The organism is Sphingopyxis sp. 550A (genome assembly GCF_053569535.1).
In genome coordinates this window covers 1,039,774-1,066,061 of sequence record NZ_CM131615.1, presented here as the reverse complement: position 1 = coordinate 1,066,061, position 26,288 = coordinate 1,039,774, and the positions used below count along the sequence as shown (strand labels likewise).

23 protein-coding genes and 1 pseudogene are annotated in these 26,288 nt (G+C 64.5%); 12 read left to right on the top strand and 12 right to left on the bottom strand.

Annotated features, from left to right (window positions below; translation table 11 throughout):
* Window positions 1-79: 79 nt before the first annotated feature.
* The 5 genes from ACVENA_RS05015 to ACVENA_RS04995 are packed head-to-tail and all read right to left on the bottom strand — an operon-like array spanning window position 80 to window position 2,633.
* A complete protein-coding gene (locus ACVENA_RS05015) occupies window positions 80-964 on the bottom strand; it encodes a pirin family protein (RefSeq protein ID WP_449327896.1) in 885 nt (294 codons plus the stop codon).
* A complete protein-coding gene (locus ACVENA_RS05010; RefSeq protein ID WP_449327895.1) occupies window positions 964-1,335 on the bottom strand; it encodes a cupin domain-containing protein in 372 nt (123 codons plus the stop codon). Before ACVENA_RS05010 ends, ACVENA_RS05015 begins: the two co-directional genes overlap by 1 nt.
* The gene (locus ACVENA_RS05005; RefSeq protein WP_449327894.1) at window positions 1,332-1,691 is read right to left on the bottom strand and encodes a DUF2200 domain-containing protein; all 360 of its coding nucleotides are present in this window, start codon (window positions 1,689-1,691) and stop codon (window positions 1,332-1,334) included. Before ACVENA_RS05005 ends, ACVENA_RS05010 begins: the two co-directional genes overlap by 4 nt.
* Window positions 1,692-1,719: 28 nt before the next feature.
* A complete protein-coding gene (locus ACVENA_RS05000) occupies window positions 1,720-2,379 on the bottom strand; it encodes a hypothetical protein (protein ID WP_449327893.1) in 660 nt (219 codons plus the stop codon).
* A 2-nt stretch (window positions 2,380-2,381) separates the two neighbouring features.
* A complete protein-coding gene (locus ACVENA_RS04995; protein ID WP_449328891.1) occupies window positions 2,382-2,633 on the bottom strand; it encodes a BolA family protein in 252 nt (83 codons plus the stop codon).
* 58 nt (window positions 2,634-2,691) lie between these two features.
* Here ACVENA_RS04995 and ACVENA_RS04990 point away from each other — a divergent pair, with 58 nt between their 5' ends.
* The 10 genes from ACVENA_RS04990 (at window position 2,692) to ACVENA_RS04945 (ending at window position 15,175) form a co-directional block, all read left to right on the top strand.
* Window positions 2,692-3,282, top strand: a complete 591-nt coding sequence (locus ACVENA_RS04990) for a J domain-containing protein (RefSeq protein ID WP_449327892.1) — start codon at window positions 2,692-2,694, stop codon at window positions 3,280-3,282.
* Window positions 3,283-3,292: 10 nt separating this feature from the next.
* Window positions 3,293-3,730 (top strand): nuclear transport factor 2 family protein, encoded by a 438-nt coding sequence (locus ACVENA_RS04985; protein ID WP_257548668.1) that lies wholly within the window; start codon window positions 3,293-3,295, stop codon window positions 3,728-3,730.
* A 93-nt stretch (window positions 3,731-3,823) separates the two neighbouring features.
* On the top strand, window positions 3,824-4,813 hold the full coding sequence (cobS, locus tag ACVENA_RS04980; protein WP_257548666.1) for a cobaltochelatase subunit CobS: 990 nt from the start codon (window positions 3,824-3,826) through the stop codon (window positions 4,811-4,813).
* A 98-nt stretch (window positions 4,814-4,911) separates the two neighbouring features.
* Window positions 4,912-6,099 carry an alpha/beta hydrolase gene (locus tag ACVENA_RS04975; RefSeq protein ID WP_257551284.1) on the top strand — a complete coding sequence of 396 codons (1,188 nt, stop codon included), beginning with the start codon at window positions 4,912-4,914 and terminating at the stop codon, window positions 6,097-6,099.
* A 50-nt stretch (window positions 6,100-6,149) separates the two neighbouring features.
* A complete protein-coding gene (gene cobT, locus ACVENA_RS04970) occupies window positions 6,150-7,973 on the top strand; it encodes a cobaltochelatase subunit CobT (protein ID WP_449327891.1) in 1,824 nt (607 codons plus the stop codon).
* Window positions 7,974-8,089: 116 nt separating this feature from the next.
* Window positions 8,090-9,520 carry a hypothetical protein gene (locus ACVENA_RS04965; protein WP_449327890.1) on the top strand — a complete coding sequence of 477 codons (1,431 nt, stop codon included), beginning with the start codon at window positions 8,090-8,092 and terminating at the stop codon, window positions 9,518-9,520.
* 211 nt (window positions 9,521-9,731) lie between these two features.
* The gene (locus ACVENA_RS04960; RefSeq protein WP_449327889.1) at window positions 9,732-11,378 is read left to right on the top strand and encodes an acetolactate synthase large subunit; all 1,647 of its coding nucleotides are present in this window, start codon (window positions 9,732-9,734) and stop codon (window positions 11,376-11,378) included.
* Between the two features lie 178 nt (window positions 11,379-11,556).
* Complete coding sequence (locus tag ACVENA_RS04955) at window positions 11,557-12,996, top strand: aldehyde dehydrogenase family protein (protein ID WP_449327888.1); 1,440 nt, start codon at window positions 11,557-11,559, stop codon at window positions 12,994-12,996.
* Window positions 12,997-13,256: 260 nt separating this feature from the next.
* Window positions 13,257-14,129, top strand: coding sequence for a UDP-2,3-diacylglucosamine diphosphatase (locus tag ACVENA_RS04950; protein ID WP_449327887.1), 873 nt, complete (start codon window positions 13,257-13,259; stop codon window positions 14,127-14,129).
* On the top strand, window positions 14,126-15,175 hold the full coding sequence (locus ACVENA_RS04945; protein WP_449327886.1) for a glycosyltransferase family 4 protein: 1,050 nt from the start codon (window positions 14,126-14,128) through the stop codon (window positions 15,173-15,175). The genes ACVENA_RS04950 and ACVENA_RS04945 overlap by 4 nt, the downstream gene beginning before the upstream one ends.
* Here ACVENA_RS04945 and ACVENA_RS04940 read toward each other — a convergent pair.
* Window positions 15,172-17,565 carry a TonB-dependent receptor plug domain-containing protein gene (locus tag ACVENA_RS04940; protein WP_449327885.1) on the bottom strand — a complete coding sequence of 798 codons (2,394 nt, stop codon included), beginning with the start codon at window positions 17,563-17,565 and terminating at the stop codon, window positions 15,172-15,174. The two genes, ACVENA_RS04945 and ACVENA_RS04940, sit on opposite strands and share 4 nt — an antisense overlap.
* 193 nt (window positions 17,566-17,758) lie before the next feature.
* Here ACVENA_RS04940 and guaA point away from each other — a divergent pair, with 193 nt between their 5' ends.
* Entirely contained in the window at window positions 17,759-19,345 is a 1,587-nt protein-coding gene (gene guaA / locus ACVENA_RS04935; protein WP_449327884.1) for a glutamine-hydrolyzing GMP synthase, read from the top strand.
* A 34-nt stretch (window positions 19,346-19,379) separates the two neighbouring features.
* On the opposite strand, the gene ACVENA_RS04930 is transcribed toward guaA, so the two are convergent.
* From ACVENA_RS04930 to ACVENA_RS04910, 5 genes and pseudogenes are all read right to left on the bottom strand, one after another.
* Window positions 19,380-19,742, bottom strand: a complete 363-nt coding sequence (locus ACVENA_RS04930) for a hypothetical protein (RefSeq protein WP_449327883.1) — start codon at window positions 19,740-19,742, stop codon at window positions 19,380-19,382.
* Between the two features lie 58 nt (window positions 19,743-19,800).
* Window positions 19,801-20,124 (bottom strand): annotated as a pseudogene (locus ACVENA_RS04925) (hypothetical protein); the annotation flags it as partial.
* 156 nt (window positions 20,125-20,280) lie between these two features.
* Entirely contained in the window at window positions 20,281-20,793 is a 513-nt protein-coding gene (locus ACVENA_RS04920; RefSeq protein WP_257548647.1) for a hypothetical protein, read from the bottom strand.
* Between the two features lie 43 nt (window positions 20,794-20,836).
* Window positions 20,837-21,694 carry a hypothetical protein gene (locus ACVENA_RS04915; protein ID WP_449327882.1) on the bottom strand — a complete coding sequence of 286 codons (858 nt, stop codon included), beginning with the start codon at window positions 21,692-21,694 and terminating at the stop codon, window positions 20,837-20,839.
* Entirely contained in the window at window positions 21,691-23,022 is a 1,332-nt protein-coding gene (locus ACVENA_RS04910) for a hypothetical protein (protein WP_449327881.1), read from the bottom strand. Before ACVENA_RS04910 ends, ACVENA_RS04915 begins: the two co-directional genes overlap by 4 nt.
* A gap of 179 nt (window positions 23,023-23,201) precedes the next feature.
* Here ACVENA_RS04910 and ACVENA_RS04905 point away from each other — a divergent pair, with 179 nt between their 5' ends.
* Window positions 23,202-25,640: a protein kinase domain-containing protein gene (locus ACVENA_RS04905; RefSeq protein ID WP_449327880.1), complete on the top strand. Its 2,439-nt coding sequence runs from the start codon at window positions 23,202-23,204 to the stop codon at window positions 25,638-25,640.
* A 35-nt stretch (window positions 25,641-25,675) separates the two neighbouring features.
* On the opposite strand, the gene ACVENA_RS04900 is transcribed toward ACVENA_RS04905, so the two are convergent.
* Window positions 25,676-26,152, bottom strand: coding sequence for an ECF-type sigma factor (locus ACVENA_RS04900; RefSeq protein ID WP_449328890.1), 477 nt, complete (start codon window positions 26,150-26,152; stop codon window positions 25,676-25,678).
* Window positions 26,153-26,288 lie beyond the last annotated feature (136 nt).

Below are 26,288 nucleotides of genomic sequence, written 5' to 3'. Positions count from 1 at the left end.
CCCCACACTGGGTTCCCGCTTTCGCGGGAATGACGAAATCATGAAACGCAGAATGTCGCTTTTCAACCTGATCTGATATTCAAGGATAGGTCGGCGTCTTCGGCATCCCCGGCAGCGGAATGAACTCTTCCGTATCGCCCGGCACCAGCGGGAATTTGCGGTCCTTCCAGTCGTGCTTGGCCTCGTTGATCCGGTCGCGCGAGGAGCTGACGAAATTCCACCACAGGTGACGCGGCGTGCTGAACGCCTCGCCGCCGAGCAGCATCACCCGCGCGTCGGTCGCGGCGCGCAGCGTCATCGCTTCGCCGGGCTTGAGGATATAAAGGCTGTAGCGTTCGAGCGCCTCGCCATCGAGGCTCGCATCGCCCATCGCGACGACCACCGCGCGCTCGTCGGCTTCGGCCTCAATCGGCAGGCTGGCGCCCGCGTTCATCACGATGTCGGCATAGATCGTCGCGCTGTGCTGCGTCGTCGGGGCGGCCACCCCCCACAGGCTGCCCATGATCACCCGCGCCGAGACCGCTCCATCCTCGACCAGCGGCAGGTCTTCGGCCGCGACATGCTCGAACGCCGGGTCGATCTCTTCCTTGCCGTCGGGCAGCGCCAGCCAGGTCTGCATGCCGGAGATCGGCGAACCGGTGGCGCGTTCGGCCTGCGGCGTGCGCTCCGAATGAACGATACCGCGCCCCGCGGTCATCAGGTTGCACGCGCCCGGCCGGATCGTCGCATAGGTGCCCAGGCTGTCGCGATGGTCGATTGCCCCTTCGAACAAATAGGTCAGCGTCGACAGGTTGATATGCGGGTGCGGCCGCACGTCCATCCCCTGTCCGATGTCGAAATGCGCGGGGCCGAACTGGTCGACGAAGATGAAGGGGCCGACCATCGTCCGCTCCTTGTCGGGCAGCGTCCGTCGCACGTCGAAGGCGCCGATGTCGTGGGTCGAGGGGGTGATGACGGTGAACATCAGCGAATCCTTTCGAGTTTCCGGCGCGTCCTTTCGGTTTCGACATTGCCCGTGTTGCGCGTCGAATTGGGTTCGAGCAGCAGGACATGGCATTCGCCGTCCAGCGCCTCGGGACAATGTTCGATGCCGTGGGGGACGATGATGAACTCTCCCGGTCCAACGATCACGTCGCGGTCGCGAAACGCCATCTTCATCCGCCCCGCGACGACAAGGAATAATTCGTCTTCTATATCATGGTGATGCCAGTCGAACTTGCCGTCGAGCTTCACCAGTTTGACCTGGAAATCGTTGATGTCGCCGGCGACACGCGGGTTCCAGTGATCGTCGAAGGTCGCGAAGGCGTCGGCGAGATTGACCTTGTCGATCGTCATGGCGCTGGTGCCCGCAATATCTTCTCCATCGCCTTCCCCTTGGCGAGTTCGTCGATCAGCTTGTCGAGATAGCGGATCTCGCGCATCAGCGGCTCGGCGATATCCTCGACGCGCACGCCGCAGACGACGCCCTTGATCTCGGCCCGCGCCGCGTTCATCGCGGGCGCTGCGGCGAAGAAACCGGCGAAATCGGTGCCGGCCGCGAGTTCTGCGTCGAGTTGCGCCTGGCTGTAGCCAGTCAGCCAGTGGATGATTTCATCGACCTCGGCCTTCGTCCGCCCCTTGCGCTCCGCCTTGGCGACCAGCAGGGGATAGACCTTCGCAAAGCTCATCCGATAGATGCGATGCTCTGCCATGGCCGATCCGTCCTATTTCCCCAATGCCTCAGCTTACCGGCTCAATCGATGCCGTAATGGCGTGCAATCGCCGCACCATCGTGTCGAACCCGTCCTCGCCCGAGGTGCTGGCAACGTCAATCGTAACCACGCGGCCGTTGATCAGCGTCGTACAGCTCGCCATTCGTACCGTCCCGACCGTATCGCCCGCCAAGGCAACAGTCATCGTCCGTACCTGATAGACGCACAACTTGTCATGTCCCACATGGCTAGCCGCAATCTGCGCATCGATCTTCCGGCCAGTCGTGGTTTCGGTCCGATGCTCAACTCTGTTGGCAAACGACTCGGACTCCTGTTCACCGATGTAAGCCGTGCTCCCCATTCGCTTCGCCGCCAAGGCCAAAAACACCTCACGCGACGGCGCTTTCGGGTCAAAGTTCCTTATATATTTCAGGAATATGGACTCCCCTTCGTTGCTTGCCCCGCAACCTTGGACATAGGCGAGGCTCGCGAGGACATGGCCCGCTGCATTCGAATGCTCACCACGCGTCGCCGCCGGTGGATTGCGGGGAACGCAATATCCGTCCGGAATGGGCATTCGAAAGGCGCGGTCGTCTATGTCGAAGGCAATCGACGCAGATGCCAGCGGCGGATTTGGCGGCAATGAAGCCGGAACATCCGAAAGCAGGACGAGCACCGCGGCGATCACACTCAGCTTTCCCCCGGCGCCGTCGCCTTGATCGCCAGCGCGTGGACGCGGTTCCCCGGCAGGTCGCCGAGCGCCTTGTTCACCGCGCGCTGACGCGCGACGCGATTCTGCCCCGCAAAGCCCGCCCATGCGATGGTCAGGCTGAAATGCGATTCGCCCGAACCGTCGTCCCCGGCATGACCGTGATGCTGGGCGCTGTCGTTGCTGAGGATGAAATAGGCATCGGGAAAAGCCGCGCTCAGCCGCTCCTCCATCTCGTGTTGCACTGGACCTTTTTGCGTCATGCCCCCATGTTGGGACCGGATACTCCGCATGACAAGCCCCCGCTCCCCCCGATTCCATGGCCGCGTTCCGCGCGAAGCCCCCTGTGCCGTTCCCGGTTGCCGCGAGCCCGGCGAATTTCGCGCGCCTGCGACCCAGCAGCGCTCCCCCGACGGCCCGCCCCCCTATCGCTATCTGTGCCTCGACCATGTCCGCGAGTTCAACGCGGGCTATAATTTCTTCGAGGGGATGAGCGCCGACCAGATCATGGCAGCGCAGTCGCCGACCGCCGGCTGGGAAACCGAAAGCCGCGCCTTTCGTCCCGCGGGCAGCGCCGATCTGCCGCCGCGCTGGGCCGATTTCAAGGATCCGATGGACGCACTCGGCGCGCGTTTCCGCCAGCGAATGTACGAGGCGCGCCGCGAAGCCGCCGATCCGCGTTTCAACCGCGAGGAGCATCGCGCGCTGGGGCTGATGGGCCTCTCGCCCGAGGCCGACCGCGCCGCGCTGCGTCGCCGCTACAGCGAACTCGTGCGCAAATATCACCCCGACCGCAACGGCGGCGACCGCAGTTTCGAGACGCGGCTCGGCGAAGTGGTCGCGGCCTACCAGTTGCTGAGAAAGACGAAGGCGTTCGCATAGGAGAAGCGCGATGAGCGACCTCGACGAAAGGCGTATCGAAACCGTCCGCCGCCACATGGCGCTGGAGATCACGCACGATTGGGACGGCGTCCTCGCGACCTTCGAGCATCCGCGCTACGAACTGCTCGGTCCCGGCACCATCTTCGACGGCGAAGCGGCCGTGCGCTCCTATTTCGCCGCCTCGCGCGAGCCTTTTCCCGATCAGGCGAACGAGGTGATCGCGATCGCCGCCGACGCGGCGACCGACACGGTTCTCGTCGAATTCTGGCTGACCGGCACCCATCTCGGCCCGCTGCGGCTCGGCCTGCGCACGATCGAGCCGACGGGCAAGGCGTTTCGCGTCCGCATGGCGGCGAGCTTCGAATTCGCGCCCGGCAGCGACAAGATCGTCTGCGAACGCCCCTATTACGACCAGTCGGCGGTGATGAAGGCGCTCGAGATCTTCTGAATAAGCCGTTGCAAGCCGCAACCCATGGCGATACCGCGACGGCGAAGCACCGCAGCGCGGCGACTCTCCCTGACCTATCGCTGGACAAGAAACATGACCGACATCCCGAACAGCCTCCCCGACCATCACGGTTCGACGCTTCTTGCGGCCCCGGATATCGAGGTCGATGCGCGCGAGGTGTTCGGCGTCGATATCGACATGAAGGTGCCTGCGTTCAGCGAGGCCGACGAGCGCGTCCCAGACCTCGATCCCGCCTATGTCTTCGACGGCGACACGACGCTCGCGATCCTCGCCGGGTTCAAGTTCAACCGCCGCGTCATGGTGCAGGGCTATCACGGCACCGGCAAGTCGACCCACATCGAGCAGGTCGCCGCCCGCCTCAAATGGCCGTGCATCCGCGTCAACCTCGACGCGCATATCAGCCGCATCGATCTCGTCGGTCGCGACGCGATCGTGCTGCGCGACGGCCAGCAGGTCACCGAGTTCCGCGAGGGCCTGCTCCCCTGGGCGCTGCAGACCCCGACCGCGCTCGTCTTCGACGAATATGACGCGGGGCGCCCCGACGTGATGTTCGTGATCCAGCGCGTGCTGGAGGCCGAAGGCAAGCTGACCCTGCTCGACCAGAACCGCGTCATCCGCCCGAACCCGCATTTCCGTCTCTTCTCGACCGCGAACACCGTCGGGCTCGGCGACACGAGCGGGCTCTATCACGGCACGCAGCAGATCAACCAGGGCCAGATGGACCGCTGGAACATCGTTGTCACGCTGAACTATCTGCCCGCCGCGACCGAAAGCGCGATCATCCTCGCCAAGGTTCCCGGCACCGACGACGCGACCGTCGCCAATATGGTGAAGGTCGCCGACCTGACACGCCAGGGCTTCATCAACGGCGACATCTCGACCGTGATGAGCCCACGCACGGTGATCAGCTGGGCGCAGAACGCCGCGATCTTCCACAATATCGGCTTCGCCTTCCGCCTGTCGTTCCTCAACAAGTGCGACGAAGCCGAACGGATGATCGTCGCCGAATATTATCAGCGCGTGTTCGGCGAGGATCTGCCCGAGGGCGTGATCGGCAAGTGATGCGAATGCCACCCCACCCCCTCCCCCTCGATGGGGGAGGCGGCGAGACTTGGCAGCTTGCCGCCTAGTCGCAGCGGAGGGGGTGACGTCGCGTGACAATGCAACGCTGGATAGCCTCGACCCTTCCTGCCCTTCTGCTGACGGGCTGCATCTCGCCCGTCGATTACGGCGATGTCCGCCACGCCGCCTATGTCGCCGACCCGCGCTGCACCACGGCGGCGGGAGTGCCGGTCGATGCAGCGGCGCTGCCGCTCTTCTTCGTCACCAGCCGGCTGCCCGATTGCCGCACCGAGGCGGTCACGCTCACCAACCATCGCGGCGACACGATACGCTACGGCCGCTTCGCCGCACCGGGCGAGAGCACCATCGGCGGCAAGAAAAAATTCCGCACGCCGATGGCGTTCCAGGACGAGGGCGACTGGTGGCAGGCGCTGCAGGCCGAGACCGACCGCAAGCAGGGCCGCGTGCTCCTCTATGTCCACGGCTATCGCGAGACGTTCGAGACGACCTCGAAGGATGCTGCGCAGATCGCGCGCATGACCGGCTTCGACGGGCCGGTAATCGAATATAGCTGGCCGTCGCAGGGCGAAGTACTGAAATATGCGGTCGACGAAACCAATATGTATCATGACGTGCGCTATTTCGGAGATTTTCTGCGCACCCTCGCCGATCGGCCTTGGGTCAAGGAGATCGTCGTCGTGTCGCACTCGCTCGGCGCGCGGCTGGTGATCCCCGCGATCGCGACCGCCGATCGGCTGTCGCGCCGCGCCGGACGCGCGACGAACATCTCCAACATCATCCTCGCCTCGCCCGACATCGACCGCGAGACCTTCGAGCGCGACATCGCGGGCGACGTGCTGGCGCCCGAGCGCGTCGAGCGCGGGCGGCATATGACGATCTATGTCTCGCTGCGCGACAAGGCGCTCGCCGCCTCGCGCGCGCTGCACGGCTATCCGCGGCTCGGTTCGCCCTATTGCTTCGATCCGTTCGAGGCTGCCGACCTTCGCGCCAAGGGCCTGCCCGAGCGCTGCTATGTGCGCGCAGTGCCGGGCGTGACCGTGATCGACACGACCGACGTCTCGCGCGGATCGACCGGGCATAGCAATTTCCTGCGCAGCGCGGTCGCCTGCCGCGACTTCGTCGACGTGATCGCCGGCAAGCCCGCGCGGCCCGAGCGCGTCGCGACGCCTTGGGCCTATATCTTCCGCCTGATCCCCGATCCGGCCGACCCCAAGCCCGACGACAATGCGATCTGCCATCGCACCGCGGGCGACGAGGAGGATTGAGCGTGGCGCCCCTTCCTTCCGTCCCAAAAGCTGGTTAGAGCCGACTCGTCATGGCCTCCCAATCTCCCCTCGACGATCTGAAAACCGCGCTGTCGAGCGTCGCGCGCGCGGTCACCCGCGATGCGGAGGTCGAGGTCGGCTTCACCGCCGACGCCCCCGCGCAGATCGGCAAGGCGATCAAGGTGCCGACCCCGTCGCGCACGCTGCCGCGCGATCAGGTCGCCGAGGCACGCGGCTTCGCCGACAGCTATGCGCTGCGCATGAAGCATCACAGCGACAAGCTGCACAACGCGGCGCGCCCCGCCGAACCGCTCGCCGCCGCGGCGTTCGATGCGATGGAACGCGCGCGGGTCGAGGCGCTCGGCGCGCGCAACATGGTGGGGATGCGCGCCAACCTGTCGGCCAGCCTCGCGATGCGGATGCGGTCGGACCCGATCGCCCGTGCGCAGACCAAGGACGACGTGCCGATATCGAGCGCGCTCGAACTGATGCTGCGCGAGGCGCTGACCGGCGAGCAGGCGCCGCAGGGGACCGAGACCGGCCTGTCGCTGGTGCGCGAATGGATCACCAAGGATGCGGGCGGCGACCTGACCGCGCTTGCAATGCTTATCGACGATCAGGCCGCCTTCGCCGAAACCGCGAAACTCGCGCTCCGCCACCTCGACCTCATTCAGGGCGACGAGCCGGTCGAGCAAGGCTCAGAAGACAGCGGCGAAGAGGATGAGTCCGAGGCCGAGGACAGCCAGGAGGAACAGGAAAGCGAGGACGGCGGCGCCGGCGAAAGCCAGGTCGACGCGCGCGCCGAAATGGCGGGCGACCAGGCCGACGACGGCGAATCCGACCCCGACGCGCAGGAGATGGAGGCCGACGGCGAGCCCGAGATGGGCGGCGAAGGCGACGAGGGGATGCTCCCCGTCCGTCCCAACCGCCTGCCGACCGACGTCCCCGATTTCAATTACATCCGCTTCACCGAAAAGCACGACGAGATCGTCGCCGCGACCGAGCTTTGCGACGCCGACGAGCTGACGCGGCTGCGCGCCTATCTCGACCAGCAGATGACGCATCTGCAGGGCGCGGTGACCAAGCTCGCCAACCGCCTCCAGCGCCGCCTGATGGCGCAGCAGAACCGCGCGTGGGATTTCGATCAGGAGGAAGGCCAGCTCGACGCCGCCCGCCTCGCCCGCGTCGTCGTCTCGCCCGGCCAGTCGCTGTCCTACAAGATTGAACGCGACACCGATTTCCGCGACACCGTCGTCACCTTGCTGCTCGACAATAGTGGATCGATGCGCGGGCGGCCGATCAGCATCGCCGCGATCAGCGCCGACATCCTCGCGCGCACGCTCGAACGCTGCGGGGTGAAGACCGAAATCCTCGGCTTCACCACCCGCACCTGGAAGGGCGGGCAGAGCCGCGAGGACTGGCTCGCCGCCGGGCGCCCGCCACACCCCGGCCGCCTCAACGATCTCCGCCACATCATCTACAAGCCCGCCGACGAACCCTATCGCCGCGCGCGCAAGTCGCTCGGCCTGATGATGCGCGAGGGGCTGCTCAAGGAAAATATCGACGGCGAAGCCCTGATGTGGGCCCACCACCGCATCATCAACCGCCCCGAGGAACGCCGCATCCTGATGGTGATCAGCGACGGCGCGCCGGTCGACGACAGCACGCTGTCGGTCAACCACGGCGCCTATCTCGACCAGCATCTGCGCCAGGTGATCGAATGGATCGAGAACCGCTCGCCGGTCGAACTGTGCGCGATCGGGATCGGGCACGACGTGACCCGCTATTACAGCCGCGCGGTGACGATCATGGACGCCGAGCAACTCGGCGGGACGATGGTCGAGCAATTGGCGGGGCTGTTCGACGTGGATTGAGTCAAAAGGCATCGGATTGCGCTCATGCGGGCTTAAGATAAGCATACCAGCATGTCGCGCGAGATCGCTTACGCTGAATAGTTGACTTACCTCTCAGCTCGTAACATTATTACGCTATGCTGACTTCTGCCACCGAGTTTCCAGTAAAGGGAACCTTGTCCAGGCCTCGCTTTCTAGCAGAAATCGTTGGTTGGTTGAGAGGAAATAGCTCGAGTTCCGTTCTGGACGATGGCGGTACTCTAGATGCCGATGACCTCTATGCCCACCTGACTTCACCCATAGGAGAGACTCTGAAGTTTCGGGAAGTCAATTCGGAAAACTCGAAGTTCATCGGTTTCCGCCATGATCTTCCGGATACGGAAGGTCGAATTTGGCGCACAGAAGGCGTGCTCTCCGTCGGGGCAACGGAAGGAGAGCCGGGACTTCTTCGAATCCGGTCGCAATGTATCGGAACGGATACCGGTGCGAAGCTCGAACTTCCTCGCAAACCTTTTCTAGTGAAAGCGCTCCTGCGGCAGGACTTCGGTGCGCTGGACGGAATTCTGCCCACTATCGACAAGCCGATCTATTTGGACGAGACTGCATCGGACCTTGAGCGGGCGGTGCAAATTTGCATCGGAAAAGCTACGACCTACCTTCCGGTTGTTTATGTCTCAACGATCAAGGGATGCCCTCTCCTCTCCGACAACGACCTTGAGCATCTAGCGGACCGTCTGGGCGGCTGCGCTCATCTTGTTGTCGAACCCAGTGCCAGATTCTCCTTTAAGCTTGCCGACGCCAGCGGTCGACGAAATGCCTATATGGGCGCGATCGGCCTTGCGCTCCCCGGACGCGGCACCGTCAAACGCCTTTATTGGGAATCGGGCCAGAGCCTAGACGATCTCAAAAATATGATCGTCGCGGTCGCTCGGGCAGTCGCCACCCAGTCCCGATCACAGGGCGCGAGTTGGTCTGATATTCAGGAAATCGCCTTGCTCGATGCCAGGCGCACCGCTTCGGGAACCACATTCGACGCCGAACTCGAAGAACTGTATAAGGATGAGATTCAGGACAAAGAAAGACAAATAACCGATCTTCGGAAATCCAACGAGCAGCAGCAGGAGAAGATACTGCATTTGGAGGAGGAAATCGGAAGGTCGAAGATCTCGGCCTGGAGCGCTGGCTTTTCCGACAAGCTCCCTTTGGAACTCTACTCTGGCGAAATTATCGAGTGGTTGAAAAAGGCTGTGCGTCCCTATGCAGACCGGCCAGATACGCACGCACGCGGCAAGGTTGTTCTTGAGGCCTTTCTGCAAGTTTTCGCGCGCGCCGACGGCTTACGAGAAATCAATGACGTCTTGAACCGGGCTGCGAAGGATTCCACCAGCGAGCTTCAAGCTTTCCTCGAATCCAAGGGATTTACTGTTCGCGCGGGCAAACATATTGTCCTTGAACCGCCGAAAGACTTGAAGGGCGTATTGAATATCACGCTTCCCCGAACGCCAAGCGATTGGCGAGGTAATCAAAATCAGAAATCAGACATCAAAAAGGCGCTGGGCCTCAGCTAACGAGCGCGCCGGACTGCAGAGAGTCGGAACAGCAAAGGCGCCGTAAGGATGGGTGACAACCCCCTCCCCCCTCGTTACAAATCCTCCCCGGCAATGCAGGGACTCGCGACCAACGACGGGAACCGCTGCGCCGATATTGCGCCGCTGGTCGCCGGCACGGACTGAAAAGCCGCACCGGCACGGTGCAAAGGCTGAGGGGGCGACTGACATCATGAAAAAAGCATCCGACCTGTTCATCGAATGCCTCGAGGAAGAGGGCGTCGAATATATCTTCGGCGTTCCCGGCGAGGAGAATCTCGACTTTCTCGACAGCCTGTCGCGCTCGAAGAAGATCAAGCTGATCCTGACCCGCCACGAACAGGGCGCGGGCTTCATGGCCGCGACCTATGGCCGCCACACCGGCAAGACCGGCGTCTGCCTCGCGACGCTCGGCCCCGGCGCGACGAACTTCGTCACCGCCGCGGCTTACGCGCAGCTCGGCGGCATGCCGATGATGATGATCACCGGGCAGAAGCCGATCAAGAAATCGAAGCAGGGCCGCTTCCAGATTCTCGACGTCGTCGCGATGATGGGGCCGATCACCAAATATACCCACCAGATGGCGTCGTCGGACAATATCCCGAGCCGCGTGCGCGAGGCCTTTCGCCTCGCCGAGGAGGAAAAGCCCGGCGCGGTGCATATCGAACTGCCCGAGGATATCGCCGACGAGCATACCGAAAGCCTGCCGCTGAAGCGCAGCCATTCGCGCCGGCCGACCGCCGACGTCAAATCGATCCGCGAGGCGGTGAAGGCGCTTGAGAACGCGAAATCGCCGGTGCTGGTGATCGGCGCGGGCGCGAACCGCACGATGACCAGCCGGATGCTGCTGCAATTCATCGAAAAGACCGGCATCCCCTTCCTGACCACCCAGCTCGGCAAGGGGGTGATCGACGAGCGGCATCCGAAATTCCTCGGCTGCGCCGCGCTGTCGGCGGGCGACTTCGTCCACCGCGCGGTCGAGGCGTCGGACTGCATCGTCAATATCGGCCACGACGTCATCGAAAAGCCGCCCTTCTTTATGAAGAGCGGCGGCCCGACCGTCATCCACGTCTCGACCAAGACCGCCGAGGTCGATCCCGTCTATTTCCCCGACATCGAGGTGATCGGCGACATCGCCAACGCGATCTGGCAGATGAAGGAGGATATCGTCCCCAACGGCGGCTGGGCGTTCGACCATATGCTCGCCTATCGCCAGGCCGAGGTCGACCACACCGCGCCGCTCGCCGCCGACGCGCGCTTCCCGATCTTCCCGCCGCATCTGGTGCAGCAGGTCCGCGACGCGATGCCCGACGACGGGATCATCTGCCTCGACAACGGCGTCTATAAAATCTGGTTCGCGCGCGGCTATACCGCCTATCGCCCGAACACGGTGCTGCTCGACAATGCGCTCGCGACGATGGGCGCCGGGCTGCCGAGCGCGATGATGTCGGCGATGGTCTATCCCGATCGCAAGGTGATGGCGATCTGCGGCGACGGCGGCTTCATGATGAACAGCCAGGAGATGGAGACCGCGGTGCGCCTCGGCCTCAACATCACCGTACTGATCCTCAACGATTCGAGCTATGGCATGATCCGCTGGAAACAGGCGAACATGGGCTTTCAGGATTGGGGGCTGACATACGGCAACCCCGATTTCGTCAAATATGCCGAGGCCTATGGCGCCAAGGGCCATCGCGTCGAAAGCGCCGCCCACCTCAAGGAATTGCTCGCGCATACGCTGAGCACGCCGGGCGTCCATCTGATCGATTGCCCGGTGGACTATTCGGAGAATGACCAGATTTTGAACGTCGACATCAAGAAGCTGTCGAAGGAGTTGTAGGGGGCTTCGCGACCGCCCGTTTCCGTCATCCCCGCGAAAGCGGGGATCCAGTTTTCTTCTTCGTGCCTTCGCGCCTTTGCGTGAGGAAATTATGGATTCACGCAAAGGCGCAAAGGCACGAAGAAGAAAAATGGAAGAAGCTGGATCCCCGCTTTCGCGGGGATGACAGCCCTGGAGAATGATTGTGAAGTTGAAAGACGTCTATCCGCTCTACCTCAACAACAAGGCGGTGCAGCCGAACACCGACCTTGTCGTCACCGACAAATATACCGGCGAAGTCGCGTTCCGCACTGCGCTCGCCACGCCCGATGTGATCGACGAGGCGATCGCTGGAGCGGTGCGCGCCGCCGAACCGATGGCGAAGCTCGCGAGCTATGAGCGGCGCGACGTGCTGACCCATTGCGTCGGCCGCTTTCAGGAGCGGTTCGACGAACTCGCCTATGCGCTCTGCGTCGAGGCGGGAAAGCCGATCGCCGACGCCGAGGGTGAGGTTGGCCGCCTGATCGACACCTTCCGCATCGCTGCCGAGGAAGCGGTGCGCAACTATGGCGAGGTTCAGCCGCTCGACATTTCAGCGCGCGCCAAGGGCTATATGGGGATGTGGAAGCGGGTGCCGATCGGACCGTGCAGCTTCATCTCGCCCTTCAATTTCCCGCTGAACCTCGCCGCGCACAAGATCGCCCCCGCGATCGCGATCGGCTGCCCCTTCGTGATGAAGCCCGCGTCGATGACCCCGCTCGGCGCCATCATCATGGGCGAGGTGCTCGCCGAATGCGACATCCTGCCCGAAGGCGCGTTCAGCATTCTCCCCGCGAGCCGCGATGGCGCCGACCTCTTCACCACCGACGAGCGGCTGAAACTGCTGAGCTTCACAGGCTCGCCCAGCGTCGGCTGGGATCTGAAGGCCAAGGCGGGCAAGAAGAAGATCGTCCTCGAACTCGGCGGCAACGCGGCGGTGATCGTCGACAAGGACGCTGACCTCGACCATGCACTCACGCGGATCATCTTCGGCGCCTTCTACCAGTCGGGGCAGTCGTGCATCGGCGTCCAGCGGATCATCATCCACGCCGACATCTACGATCAATTCCGCGACATGCTGGTCGAAAAAACGAAGACGCTGGTCGCGGGCGACCCCAAGGACCGCAGCACCTTCATCGGCCCGATGATCTCCGAAAAGGAAGCCGCGCGGTTGGACGGGTGGATTCAGGAAGCGGTCGCGAACGGCGCGAAGCTGCTCGTCGGCGGCAAACGCGAGGGCGCGATGCTGGAGGCGACCTTGCTCGAAGACGTCGACCGCGGCGCCAAGGCCTATCGCGAAGAGGCGTTCGGTCCGCTCGCCATCCTGTCGAAATTCACCGATTGGGATGCGGCGCTCGCCGAAGTCAACGACAGCAAGTTCGGCCTCCAGGCGGGTCTCTTCACCCGCGACCTGCACCAGGTTTTGGAGGCGTGGGACCATCTCGAGGTCGGCGGCGTCGTCGTCAACGACGTATCGAGCTACCGCGTCGACAACATGCCCTATGGCGGCGTGAAGGATTCTGGGCTCGGCCGCGAAGGCATCCGCTTCGCGATGGAGGATATGAGCGAGATACGGAATCTGGTGATCCGGCGGGTCTGATCCCCCTCTCCCCTCCCGCAAGCGGGAGGGGCAGCGAGACTTGCGAACTTTGTTCGTTAGTCGCAGCGGGGTGGGCAGATGCAACGTCGCTGGCCCACCCCCAACCCCTCCCGCAAGCGGGAGGGGAGCCTATCGTCACCGAACCGCCTTCAAATTTTCTTCGAACCGTCATCGCTCCACCCCGCACGCTGTAACAAAACTCCTGTCTAGGCCGTGGGCAGCCAACGCTGCCTTCGGCCGAGGCTCCCGGAGTGCGTGACATGGCAACGATTTCAACCCTGCCGATCCCCGCCCGCTTTGCCGACCCCTTCACCACCGAGCCGCATATCCCAGAGCGCGTGATCGGCGAGCGGCGCAGCTATCGCGCGGTGTGGGTCAGCGACATTCATCTCGGCACGCGCGGCTGCAACGCCGCGATGCTGATCGACTTCTTCGACCATGTCGATTGCGAGACGCTCTATCTCGTCGGCGACATCATCGACGGCTGGCGGCTCAAGAAGCGGCATTTCTGGCCGCCCGAGCATAATGACGTCGTCTGGCGCGTCCTCAAGCGCGCGAAGCGCGGCACCCGCGTCGTCTACGTCCCCGGCAACCATGACGAGATGGTGAAGCCGTTCGACGGCTTCGATTTCGGCGGGGTCGAAATCCGCCGCGAGGCGATCCACCAGACCGCCGACGGCAAGAGCCTGCTCGTCGTCCATGGCGACGAGTTCGACGCAGTGATGCTCGCGCACCGCTGGCTCGCCTTCGTCGGCGACGCCGCCTACACCGCGCTGATGAAGGCGAATGTGGTGGTCAACGCCATCCGCGGCAAATTGGGCCTGCCCTATTGGTCGCTGTCGATGGTCGCCAAGCACAAGGTCAAGAACGCCGTCCAGTTCATCGGCCGCTATGAGGAGGTCGTCGCCCATGCCGCCCGCTCGCGCGGCGTCGATGGCGTCGTCTGCGGCCATATCCACAGCGCCGAGATGCGCGAGATCGACGGCGCGCTCTATTACAACGACGGCGACTGGGTCGAAGGATGCACCGCGCTGGTCGAGCACCATGACGGCACGATGGAAATTCTCCATTGGGCCGAGGAGGTCGCCGCGCGTGCCGTGCCGGCCCAACTCGCGCTGCCGGCCGCCGCATGAAGATCCTGATCGTAACCGACGCCTGGGAGCCGCAGGTCAACGGCGTCGTCCGCACCCTGCAGGCGACGATCGCCGAGCTCCGCAAGGCGGGGCACGAGGTCGCGGTGATTTCGCCCGACCTGTTCCGCTCGATCCCCTGCCCCAGCTATGGCGAAATCCGCCTCGCCTTCGCCGGCTGGCGAAAGGTCGGGCGGATGATCAGGGCCTTCGCCCCGCAGGCGATCCATATCTCGACCGAGGGGCCGCTCGGTCTCGCCGCGCGGCGCTGGTGTCTCAAGACGGGCTTTCCCTTCACCACCGCCTATCACACGCGCTTTCCCGAATATGTGGCGGCGCGGCTGCCGGTTTCGCCCGCGTTCGTCTGGCGCTTCATCCGCTGGTTCCACCGCCCGGCGCGCCATATCATGGTCGCGACGCGCAGCCTTGCCCGCGAACTCGCGGATCAGGGCCTGCCGCAGACGATGCCCTGGGAGCGCGGCGTCGATCATGCGCTGTTCCGCCCCGACCGTGCGCCACATCCGGCGTTCGACGCGCTGCCCCGCCCGATCCAGCTCTATGTCGGCCGCGTCGCGGTCGAAAAGAATATCGAGGCCTTCCTGAACACGGCGCAGCCGGGCACAAAAGTGATCGTCGGCGACGGCCCGGCGCTCGATGCGCTCAAGGCCCGCCATCCCGACGCGCTGTTCCTCGGCAAGCTCGGCGGCGAAGCGCTGGCGCGCGCCTATGCCGGGGCCGACGTCTTCGTCTTTCCCAGCCGCACCGACACCTTCGGCCTCGTCGTCATCGAGGCCTTGTCGTGCGGAACTCCGGTCGCCGCCTATCCGGTGCCCGGCCCCGGCGACATCGTGCGGGACGGCGCGGGCGCGCTCGACGAGGATTTGGATACCGCGATCGCCGCCGCGCTGACCTGCGACCGCGCGGACGCGGTCGCGCTCGGCGCGCGCTACAGCTGGGCGGCCTGCACGGCGCAATTCGTCCAGGCGCTGACCTTCGTGCCAGCCGAACCCGCATCGATCGCCCCGTCGGGCACGCCCTATCCCGCCTAGAAGGACTTGCGCCACTCGAGCTCGATGTAGCGGCCGAGCGGGTCGGTGTAGCCGGGCTGATAGTTGATCGGCACGATGCCATTGGCATCGGTGATCTTGCGCTGCGCATCGAACAGATTGTCGACCGACAGGCGCAGGCGCGAATTTTTGAGGAACGGCAGCGCCTTCGTCATCTTCGGCTGCTGGTTGAAATCCATGAAGACGCGAAGGTTGAAGGTCGCAAGGTCGCCGAACTTCAGATCGCCCGCGCTGCCGCCGGTGACGGTGCTGCCGCTGTCGTACTTGGCGCTGACCCGCGCGCCCAGCCCCTTGTAGAAGACGCCGCCGTCGAGCTCGACAAGGTTGCGGTTGCTGCCGCCGCCATTGCCCGTCGCCGATCCGTGGAGCAGGTCGAGTTCAGGCACGCCGGGGCGAATGAGCACCGTGTCGGTGAGCTTGATCGTGTGATAGAGCGACACCTGCCAGCGGCCGCCCTGCGGCCCGCCGAACATGCCACCGGGACCGCCACGCCCGCCGCGAGCGCCGCCGCGGCCGGCACCGCCCTGGCCCCGCGGTCCGCGCGCGCCGTCGGGCCGGGGGCCGCCCTCGCCGCCGCGCGCCTCGCCCTGCTTCGGCTGAGCAAAGCTCTTGCCGAAATTGAAACCCCAGCGAATCTGCGAATTTTCGGCGCGGTCGAAATTGACCGGACGCTGGTCGATCGCGATCAGCGTGCCGTCATTGGCGCGCGTCACGCGGTCGGGGAAAGCCGCCTCGATCTCCGGCGTCAGCAGCGGAAAGCTGTTCGCGGTGTCATAGCTTTTGTTGCTGTTGTAATTGATCGAGAGCCGGAGTCCGTCGATCATCGGCGGCGACCAGTTGAGCCCCAGCTTGAAGTCGCGATGCTGTTCGGCGAGCAGGAAGGGATTGCCGCCGGTCGTCGTCGTGATCAGCACCGTCTGCCCGGTCTTGAAGTCGTAATAGGTCACCGCAGGCGTCACGAGCGGCGCGGCGCCGAGTTGCTGGATGCCGGGCGCGGCCTCGTCGCGATTGAAGCTGGCGATCATCGACAGATTGCTCGTGATCCCCCAATTGAGGTTGGCGCCCCAGATTTTCAGCGATCCGAAATCGCTCGGGTTCTGGACCTCGCCGCTCAGCGTCAGCGACACGCGGCCGACCTTGCCGACATGATAGTCGGGGTCGAGCAGCGGCACGGTCAGCGAGCCGAACACGCCCGGCAGGTCGCGGGCAAGATCGCTCGTCGTCACCGCGCCCGAGCGGTCCGACTGGCTGTCGTAGCGGATTCCGGAATAGCTGCCGGTCATCGACAGGCGGATGGGGCCCGCCCAGCCTTCGGTGACGGTCCCCGACAGATTGGCGCTGCCGCCGAAGGTCTGCTGGCTGCTGTCGAACCGGTCGCGCCCGCCGCCGATCCGGTCGGTGAAGGTGCGCTGATCGGCATCGGCATAATTGCCCGACAGCGACCAGCGCCAGTCGCCGAGCATCCCGTTGACGCTGGCGGTCGAGGTCAGGTTGCGGCTGCGGCTGTCGCGTTCGAGCGGGTCGCTCGTTCCGCCCGCGCCGGGGCCGAGCAGCGACAGGCTGTCGGTCTGGTCAAGGCGCAGGTTGAGCGAGGCGTCGGTCACCTTGTTCAGGCTGCGCTGGATCGTCCCGTCGATCGAATAAGTGTCCGATTCGGGAAGCAGGCTGCGCCCGGTATCGCCGAAACCGCGTTCGCGTTCGAGGAGCATCGTGTTGTGCTCCCACCCGCCATTAAGGTTGACGCGGCCATTCTTGCCGATCGCAACGAAGCTCGGCTCGATCTCGCTCTGAAAACGGCCGCCCTGGGTCGGAATACCGCCTTCGGCCTCCACCGAGAGCTGCCGGAAATTGGGCTTGAGCACGAGGTTCACGACGCGGTCGGTCGCGGCATAGCCATATTGGAGCGCGACCTCTTCGGGGAAAATCTCGACCTTCGCGATCGCCTCGGGCGGCAGGTTGCGGACTTCGCCGAAGCCGCCGATGCGCCGGCCGTTGACGAGGATGATCGGGCGCCCGCTGCCGCGCCCGCGCCCCGACCGCGTCTGCGGCGCCAGCGCGTCGAGCAGTTCGGAGACGTTCGACACGCCATAGCTGGCGATCGCCGCTTCATCGAGTTCGGCCTCGGCCTTGATGTCGGTGTCGAGCTGTCCTGCCAGTCGCGGCGCGGTGACGATGATCTCGTCCCCGACATAATCGTCATAATCGTCCTCGTCGTCCTGGGACGGGGCGATAGCGGGATCAATGGGCTGTTCGGCCACCGCCGCGACGGCGGCAGAGCCGATAGGAGCCTCTGCCATCGCCGGCAGCGCCAGCGACGCTCCGGCCGCCAGCAGGACGGCGCGGGTAGACATGGACAGGCGATGATTAGTCATAAGGAGAGAGCCTTGTTCTTTTTATCTTGGTTTTTACTTTGCACGGCGGGACTTAACGCTCGCTGACGCCATTCTTTGTTCGCGGTTCAGCTATGTCGCAATTGTCGCAACATTGTGTCGGGACCATCGCCGTTCCACCAACGGCGGATATCGACCGCTGGACAGCATGGCCCGCCTTCCTTATCGGCCAGCCATGCCGACTCCAGACTCTTCCGTTTCGCCCGAATCCATCCTGATCGTCGATTTCGGCAGCCAGGTGACCCAGCTCATCGCCCGCCGCGTCCGCGAGGCGGGGGTCTACAGCGAGATCGTCCCGTTCAGCGCTGCCGAAGCCGCGCTCGAACGGATGCGGCCGAAGGGCGTGATCCTGTCGGGCTCGCCCGCCTCGGTCCCCGCGACCGGCAGCCCCCGCGCGCCGCAGTCGATCTTCGACAGCGGCCTTCCCATCCTCGGCATCTGTTACGGGCAGCAGGTGATGAGCCAGCAGCTCGGCGGGCAGGTCGAGCCCGGCGGCGCCGACGGCGAGCGCGACGGCGAGTTCGGCCGCGCCTTCCTGACCGTCACCGAACCCTGCGTGTTGTTCGACGGCCTGTGGGAGGTCGGCGAGCGCCATCAGGTGTGGATGAGCCACGGCGACCGCGTCACCGAATTCGCGCCCGGCTTCCGCATCGTCGCGATCAGCGACGGCGCTCCCTTCGCGCTGATCGCCGACGACGAACGTCGCTATTATGGCACCCAGTTCCACCCCGAGGTCGTCCACACCCCCGACGGCGCCCGGCTGATCGCCAATTTCGTCCGCCACGTCTGCGGCTGTTCGGGCGACTGGACGATGGCCGAATTCCGCGCCACCAAGATCGCCGAAATCCGCGCCCAGGTCGGCGACCAGCGCGTGCTCTGCGGCCTGTCGGGCGGCGTCGACAGCGCGGTCGCCGCGGTACTGATCCACGAAGCGATCGGCGAGCAGCTCACCTGCGTCTTCGTCGATCATGGCCTGCTGCGCATGAACGAACGCGAGCAGGTCGAGCGCCTGTTCCGCGACCATTACAACATCCCGCTGGTCGTTGTGGATGCCGAGGAACGCTTCATGGCGGGCCTTAAGGGCGTCACCGATCCCGAGAAGAAGCGCAAGTTCATCGGCGCCGAATTCATCAACGTCTTCGAGGAGGAAGCGAAGAAGATCGGCGGCGCCGATTTCCTCGCGCAAGGCACGCTCTATCCCGACGTGATCGAAAGCGTCTCCTTCACCGGCGGGCCGAGCGTGACGATCAAGAGCCACCACAATGTCGGCGGCCTTCCCGAGCGGATGAACATGAAGCTGGTCGAGCCGCTGCGCGAACTGTTCAAGGACGAAGTGCGCCTGCTCGGCAAGGAGCTCGGCCTTCCCGACATCTTCGTCGGCCGCCACCCCTTCCCCGGCCCCGGCCTCGCAATCCGCATCCCCGGCGAAGTGTCGAAGGAGCGCTGCGATATCCTGCGCAAGGCCGACGCCGTCTATCTGGAAGAGATCCGCAATGCCGGCCTCTACGACGCGATCTGGCAGGCCTTCGCCGTCCTGCTGCCGGTCAAGACCGTCGGCGTGATGGGCGACGGGCGCACCTACGACCATGTTTGCGCGCTCCGCGCCGTGACCTCAACCGACGGCATGACCGCCGACATCTACCCCTTCGACGCCAGCTTCCTCAGCCGCTGCGCGACGCGTATCATCAACGAGGTTCAGGGAATCAACCGTGTGGTCTACGACTATACGTCGAAGCCGCCGGGGACGATCGAGTGGGAATGAGAAAGCAGGCGCGCTTTAGATATTTGTCGTTATTTTACAATTCATTAAATGACAAACCGCATATCATGTATCGCATATCATAAATGAGCCGTAACTCATTGATTTTACTTTGCTCACAAAGATACTCCGATTCCTTGCAATACAGTTTGACGGTGTTTTTGACGGTATTTTGGGCCCGATTTTCCGTCAAAGTAGCGGATAAGGCAGCGCGGGCTCCTCTGACGGTATTTTTATTGAAACTAAGCATCTGATAAAATTGTTCCAGACGCTGCCAAAGGACGCCATCGGCAGTCCCAGCAGAATCCGCTTCGCTGAGCCGGGGCTTCGTTCGAATATCGTCTTGCGCAGGAACGTGCTGAGCACGAGCGAGCGATCGACCGCTCCAGAAACGTCGCATAGACCAAGTCGTACAGATCGAAGGAGTGCCGTCGTTGCAGGAGACACTTCAGCTTGTTCGCCAGCAATTCTTCGAGCGAGACGCAGGCGATTCCGATCTGGCAAACGCTTGCATCGGAATAGGGGTGAAGCAGGGGGCGTACGACCGTCGGCAGAAAAAGCCTGTCGAACTCTGTGACATCGAGTTTGACGCTGATGGTGAGATCGCCCTTCGTGCCGTAGAAATCACGAAAATAGATCTTGCCCTTAAAGGATTGCCGTTGGGCATCGATCATCCGGTCAGCAACGAAACTGTTCTTCTCCGTCTCGAACACAACACCGCAGGCATCCTGCGCCGCACTGCACGCTTCGTTGGTCTCCGCTTGAAAACGTTTCGGGTCGATCGCGGACGTAACGCTGAAATCGAGATCCGACGAGAAGCGCGTGTTGGGATGGTAGGCTTCCCCCGCCCTTCGACGCCGCCTGCGGCGGCGTCGAAGGGCGGCGGAACACGGTCTTATACAAAAATCGCGGCGATAGACTCTGAATCCCCACAGCCCCTAATCGGAAATATTCTTCACCAAGTCGGCAGCCACATCCCTCGCGCGCCCCTTTGAAGCCGAGCCCACGGTAAGGACCACAAATCTCTGGTCGTCGAGGAAGACGTTCATCTGGTTTATGCCCGGCACGAAAAAAGCCGCCTTGCCAAGGTTCGGGACATCCTCGATCGCCTTGTCGCTGAACGCCCGCATCGTCGCCTCCGTGGCCTTGCGCGTCTGCGCGATCGCCTCGGGCGTGTTGTCCGCAATCGGCGAGCGACGGGCCATGAGCGTCGCCGTGCCACCGCCCTTCAACCGATAGGTGCATTCCGACGTCGCGGCTTCGACCGCGGTCGGCTGATGGACAAAAGCCAGGCTCGTTTCGGTAACCGTATCGCCGAGCGCCGCGCCAACCGCTGCCTTGTCGAGCAATTTACAGGCGTCCGTCGCATCCCAGCCGGACGCCTGGGCGGCGGCGCTCTTGGCATCCTTGCTGTCCGGTTGGGAGCCGCCGCATGCGGCGAGCGCGAGCACCGGAGCCAACGCAAGCATCATTTTCTTGTTCATAGACCCTCCTTCAGCACCCGCCGGCACGATTGCCGGTCTTTTCAGCGCTGTAATATGCGTAAAAGCCGTCGCGGTTCGCCGGACCCGCCGTCCGGACAATCCCGACCAGCTTTCGTCCGTCGGGCGAGAACTGGAACAGCCCCGTCTGCGGTTCGGCGCCTTCGTCGCGCATCGTCAGACGCATCACGCGCCCGTCGATGACGCCATCGAAACTGCCGTTCTGATATTGGTAACAGCCGCTGACGCGATCGCCGGACTGGACCAGATGAATCCATCCCCAACCGCTGGCGCCGTCGTAATTGCCGGTGAGGTTCGTAAGCGTGGCGTCGCGGGTCAGTTGTTCGCCGTAACCGCGAAACCCCGTGAACCCCTGATATTCATCGCCATAATTATCGTGGATGATCAGGCGTACCCAGCGCGCGACCGGCCGCTCTTCGGGTTTGAAGACGAAGCTCTGGTTGTTGCGCGCCATCTGCAGGGTGCCGCTCAACACCGGCCGGAACCCGGCATTCGATGAGGTTTCGGACACTTCGATCGTGAAGTTCTTGGGCGCCTTGCGATCGCGGTTGAGGCCCGCGGTATCGAAAGCGATCCGGCCGAGCCGCGTCGTTTCGGCCAGTTCGAGCACGAACACAGCCTCGCCGCCTTCGCCCAGCCAATCGGTCGCCGGTGTATCGTCGATCAGATTGAGCGGACTCCATGCCATTTGCGACATGTCGGAGTCGGGCGGAACCGTTGTCAGCCGCGCGCCGGCGGCGTAGGAAAAGATATCTTTCTGGGCATTTTGCGCGTCGCCGGGCGTTGCCCCGATCGCGACAGCGGACACCATCAGCGCCAGACCCAGCGCGACTTTCGACATCATGGTCATTGGCTTTTCTTCCTTTCCTGCGCTTCCTTGACGATCCGGCGAAGGATGGGCGATGCCCCGGCCGTGCCCGGTGCGCTGATCGCCTGATCGCCGGTCAGGACATTGCGCAAACCGCCCAGCACGGTCCCGGCATCGCTGTTGTCTTGACGCTCGGCATCGCGTTTTTCGCCAGTTACGTCGCGCCCGAGACCGCGCCCGGCGATATCCTGCACGCGGCGGCGGGTCAGGGCGCCGTTGACGGCGTTGCCCGAACTGCCATAATCTTCCTCGGGTCGGTCGGGGCTGCCGTTCGAATTGCTGTTGGCGCCGCCACGGTCGCCTTCGCCGTTGTCATTGCCGCCGCCATCGCCGGTCCCGCGATCATTGTCGTTAGAGCCGCCCTGGTCGTTCGCGTTGCCCCGGTCCTCCGAATTGCGCCCCCCCTCGTTCCGGTTTGCGCCATCTCCGGAGCCGCCGCTGTTCCATCCGCCGTTGTCGTTGCCGCGTCCCCGCCGCTCGGTGTCCGAATTTCGCCCGCTCTGGCGACTGTTCAGCCCGCCGCCAGTCGTATCCGACCCCGCGCTCCCACTCGAATTCAACCCGCCCGTGGCCGAGTTGTAACCTTCGCCATCCGAATTTCGTCCGTTCCCGCTCGAATTGAAACCGCCCGTGCCGGAATTTCTGCCGCCGCGACCGCTGTTCAACCCGCCCGAGCCCGAGTTCAGCCCTCCGTCCGAATTCCGACCACCGCCCTCGCCGTTGAACGTGTCGCTGGAGGAATTGAGATCGCTGCCGCCGTCGGAATTCCTGCCGCCACGGTCGCTGTTCAGGCCGCCAGTGCCCGAGTTGAGGCCACCAACGTCCCCATCGGCTGCGGACGAATTGAGCCCGGCATCGCGCCCCGAATTGAAACCGCCGGCACCCGCGCCGTCGCTGTTGAGGCCACCGCTCGAATTAAGGCCATGACCGTCGCTCGAATTGAAACCTCCGCCGTTGCCGCCCAGTTCCCGGCCCGAATTATACCCTCCTCCGCCGCCGGCGCTGTTTCTGCCCCGGTTGGCGGAGCCAACGGCCGTACTCCCGCGATCGCTGTTCGCCGATCGACGGCCACCCGAATTCGAACCGCTGTTGCCGCCGAGGCGATTGCTGATCGCCGGTCCGCGATCGAGGCCGGCAGCGTCTTCCGCATCGCGATTGTCGATCGCCCCGATACGCTGCGCAACCGGCGAAACCTTTTGCACATTGCCACGGGCGACTCCCGGTTCGGCATCGAGCTGCGCCGATGCCGGAGCGGTGATGAACAGCAGCGGCGGGATCAAGGCCCCCGCCATCCAGGTCCGGTTTCGCATTGCCTGTCTCCTTCTCGCCGCCGAAATGGACGTCGAAAGGCAAGACGGGAAAACGGATCAAAGCCGGACATCCGGCCCGAATATTTTTCAAAACCCTATCCGCCTGAAATTAGAGGGTTGCACGGCGGCGGCGCATGGGATCATCTGAAGACGGGCCGACGGTGGGGGGGGAATGGGCGATGAAGCGGCTGGACCAGGACGAATGGCGGACGGTTCAGGACCTTTTCGAGCGGCTGGTCGACCTTCCGCCCGAAACCCAGCGCCAGCGATTGGCCAGCGTCGCGCAACCGGCGTCGGTTATCGACGCGGTCCGCAACCTACTGACAGCATCGCGGAGCGATGGAATATTGGACATGGCCCCGCCGGTGCTGGGGACCGAAGAAGCAGCCCCCAGCCATAGTTCGCTGACCGAAGGCCAGACCATCGGCGGCTTCACGATAGAACGGCCGATCGGGCGCGGCGGACTCGGCGAAGTCTATCTGGCGCACCGCGCGGGCACCGACTTCGACCAGCGCATCGCGTTGAAGCTGCTTCGCATCGACGCGGCCGAACGCGCGGAAAGCTTCGCACGCGAGCGGCGACTGCTCGCGCGGCTCGACCATCCGGGGATCGCGCGGCTGATCGACGCCGGGGTAGCGCCCGATGGGCGCCCCTATATCGCGATGGACTATGTCGACGGACAGCCGATCGACGCCTGGTGCACCGCACACGGCGCCGATCTCGACGCGCGGCTCGACCTGTTCCGTACCGTCTGCGACGCGGTCGCCTATGCCCACGGCAACCTCGTCGTCCACCGCGACATCAAGCCGTCGAACATATTGATCGACACGGGCGGCAAGCCGCGCCTGCTCGATTTCGGCATCGGCACCCTGCTCGACGAGAGTGCGGCGCTGCCCGCGACGACGCAGGCGATGCTGACTCCCGACTATGCGGCGCCCGAGCAGCTCGACGGCGAGGAAGCGACGGTCGCGACCGATGTCTATGCGCTCGGCGTGCTGCTTTACGAACTGGTCAGCGGCCAGAGCCCGTGGCGCAGCGGCAAGGCATCGGTGCCGGTGATGATTCGCCGCGTCCTCTATGAGGATGCCGCGCTGCCGAGCCGCGCCGCCGCGGCGGGTTCAGGGCCGGTGCCCGCGCGCCGCATCGCAGGCGACCTTGACGCGATCATCCTGAAGGCGATGCGGCGCGATCCCGCGCAGCGCTACCGCAGCGTCAGCGCACTCGCCGAAGACATCGCGCGCCATCAGCAATATCTCCCCGTCCATGCGCGCGACGGGTCGACGCGCTACATGCTCGGCCGCTTCCTGCGCCGCTATCGCTGGGGGGTCGCGGCGACCGCGGCGGTGCTCGCGGCGCTGCTCGTCGGCGCGGGCGGGATCGCGTGGCAGGCGCGCCAGACCGCGATCGAGCGCGACCTCGCGGTCGCCGAGGCGCGGCGGTCGGAAGCGATCAACCGGATGCTGACGGTGATGATGCGCGATACCGCCGAGGATGCGGGCGGAGAAAATATCAACGTCAAGCAGATGCTCGACCAGACCTCGGCCCGGCTTGCCGCGTCGCTCGATACCAGTTCCAAATCGGCCGACCTGATCGTCACCCTGTTCGACCTTTATGCGAATATCGAGGACACGGCGGGCGCCGACGCGCTGATTCAAAAGGCGCTCGCGCGCGGGATCGGGCGCGGCGACCCGGTCGCGACCGCACAGCTCAGGATGCGGGCCGCGGTTTCAGCCGCGGCGCTGGACCGGGTCGACGAAATCGCCCCCAACGTCGATGCCGCCGAACCGGTTTTCCGGGCCGATCCCGACCATTTCCAACGCGAACTGGTCGAAATCGCGCTTGCCCGCGCGCAGCTCTGGCGGCGAACGGATCGGCTCGAAGATGCCATTTCGCTGTTGATCCGCACCCTGCCCGACGCCGATATCGTCTATGCGGAGAACCACCGCGACCTGCTCACGACCTATAATAATCTTCTCGTCTACATGGTCGAGGCGAACCAGCTCGACGCCATGCCCGCGATCTTCGATCGCGCCGACGCCGTGCTTCGCCGAACCGGTCAGCAGGCGAGCATGCAGGGGCTTGCGATCGCGCAACTGAAAGCCGTGCGCCTCCTCAAGCTCGACCGGCCCGAGGTCGCCGAGCAGATCGTCACGCGCGTCGCGGCGCAGCGGCGCGCGACCTTCGGCCGTTCGGCGGGACTTGCGGTCGACCTCCTCCAGCTCGGCCGCGCCAAGCTGGCGCTCGGCAAATATGCCGAAGCGAAAGCGATCCTCGCCGAGGCGCGCCCGATGGCGGCACAATATCTCAGTCCCCAGGCGACGCCGACGCTGATCATCGCCGCGGGCCTGATCGAGGCAGAGGCCGAATCGGGCGACCTAGCGGACGCACGGCGCACGATCGCCGAGACCGAACCGCTGATCGCGGCGCTGCCCAAGCCCGGCCTGCCGCAAGCCATCTTCGCGCGCGCGAAGGCGGTCACGCTGCTCAAATCGGGCAAGCTCGGCGAAGCGCGGCGGGAAACCGACCGGGCGGAAGCGCTGTTCAAGGCCGAAGGGCCGGCGGGCGCGTCCTACCTCAAATCCTTCCCGGCGCTGCGGGCGCGGCTGGGGCCGGAATAAGGCCGTCATCCCCGCGGGAATGAGGCCGCCGGGGATCAGGCCGCCGCCATCTCGTGGTGAATCCAGGCGCGCGCCTGCACCCACCAGCGACGGATCGTGCGGTCGGAAACGCCGAGGACGAGCGCCGTCTCCTTCTCGTCCATCCCCGCGAAGAAGCGGCAGTCGACGACCTGCGCGAGGTTGGCGTCGAGCCGCTTCAGCCCCTCGAGCGCCTCGCCCAGCCGGACGACCTGCTCATCCTCGGGCACTGCGGCGGCGAGCGAGTCGAGGCTCTGGGTAAAGCTGTAGGTCGGCGCATCGCGCTTCGACGCTAGCCGCGCCCGCGCGGCGTCGATCAGGATATGCCGCATCGCGGTCGCCGCGCAGGCGAGGAAATGCGAGCGGCTCTCCCAGCCGGCGGCCTTGCGCAGCTTCACATAGGCTTCGTTGATCAGCGCCGTCGTCTGGAGCGTCTGCGGCAGGCCGGCACGATAATGTTCGCGCCGCGCGATCGCCCGTAATTCCCCATACAGGCCCGCGATCAGCTCGTCCGAGCTGCCCGCCCCATTTTTTTTGGCCTCATTTTTTTCGGCTGGCGTGTCCGCTTCCTCGGAAATTTTCCGTCTCGCTCTCTGTCAGGCGTCCGCCGCTCTTCGCAGGTCGGCGGAC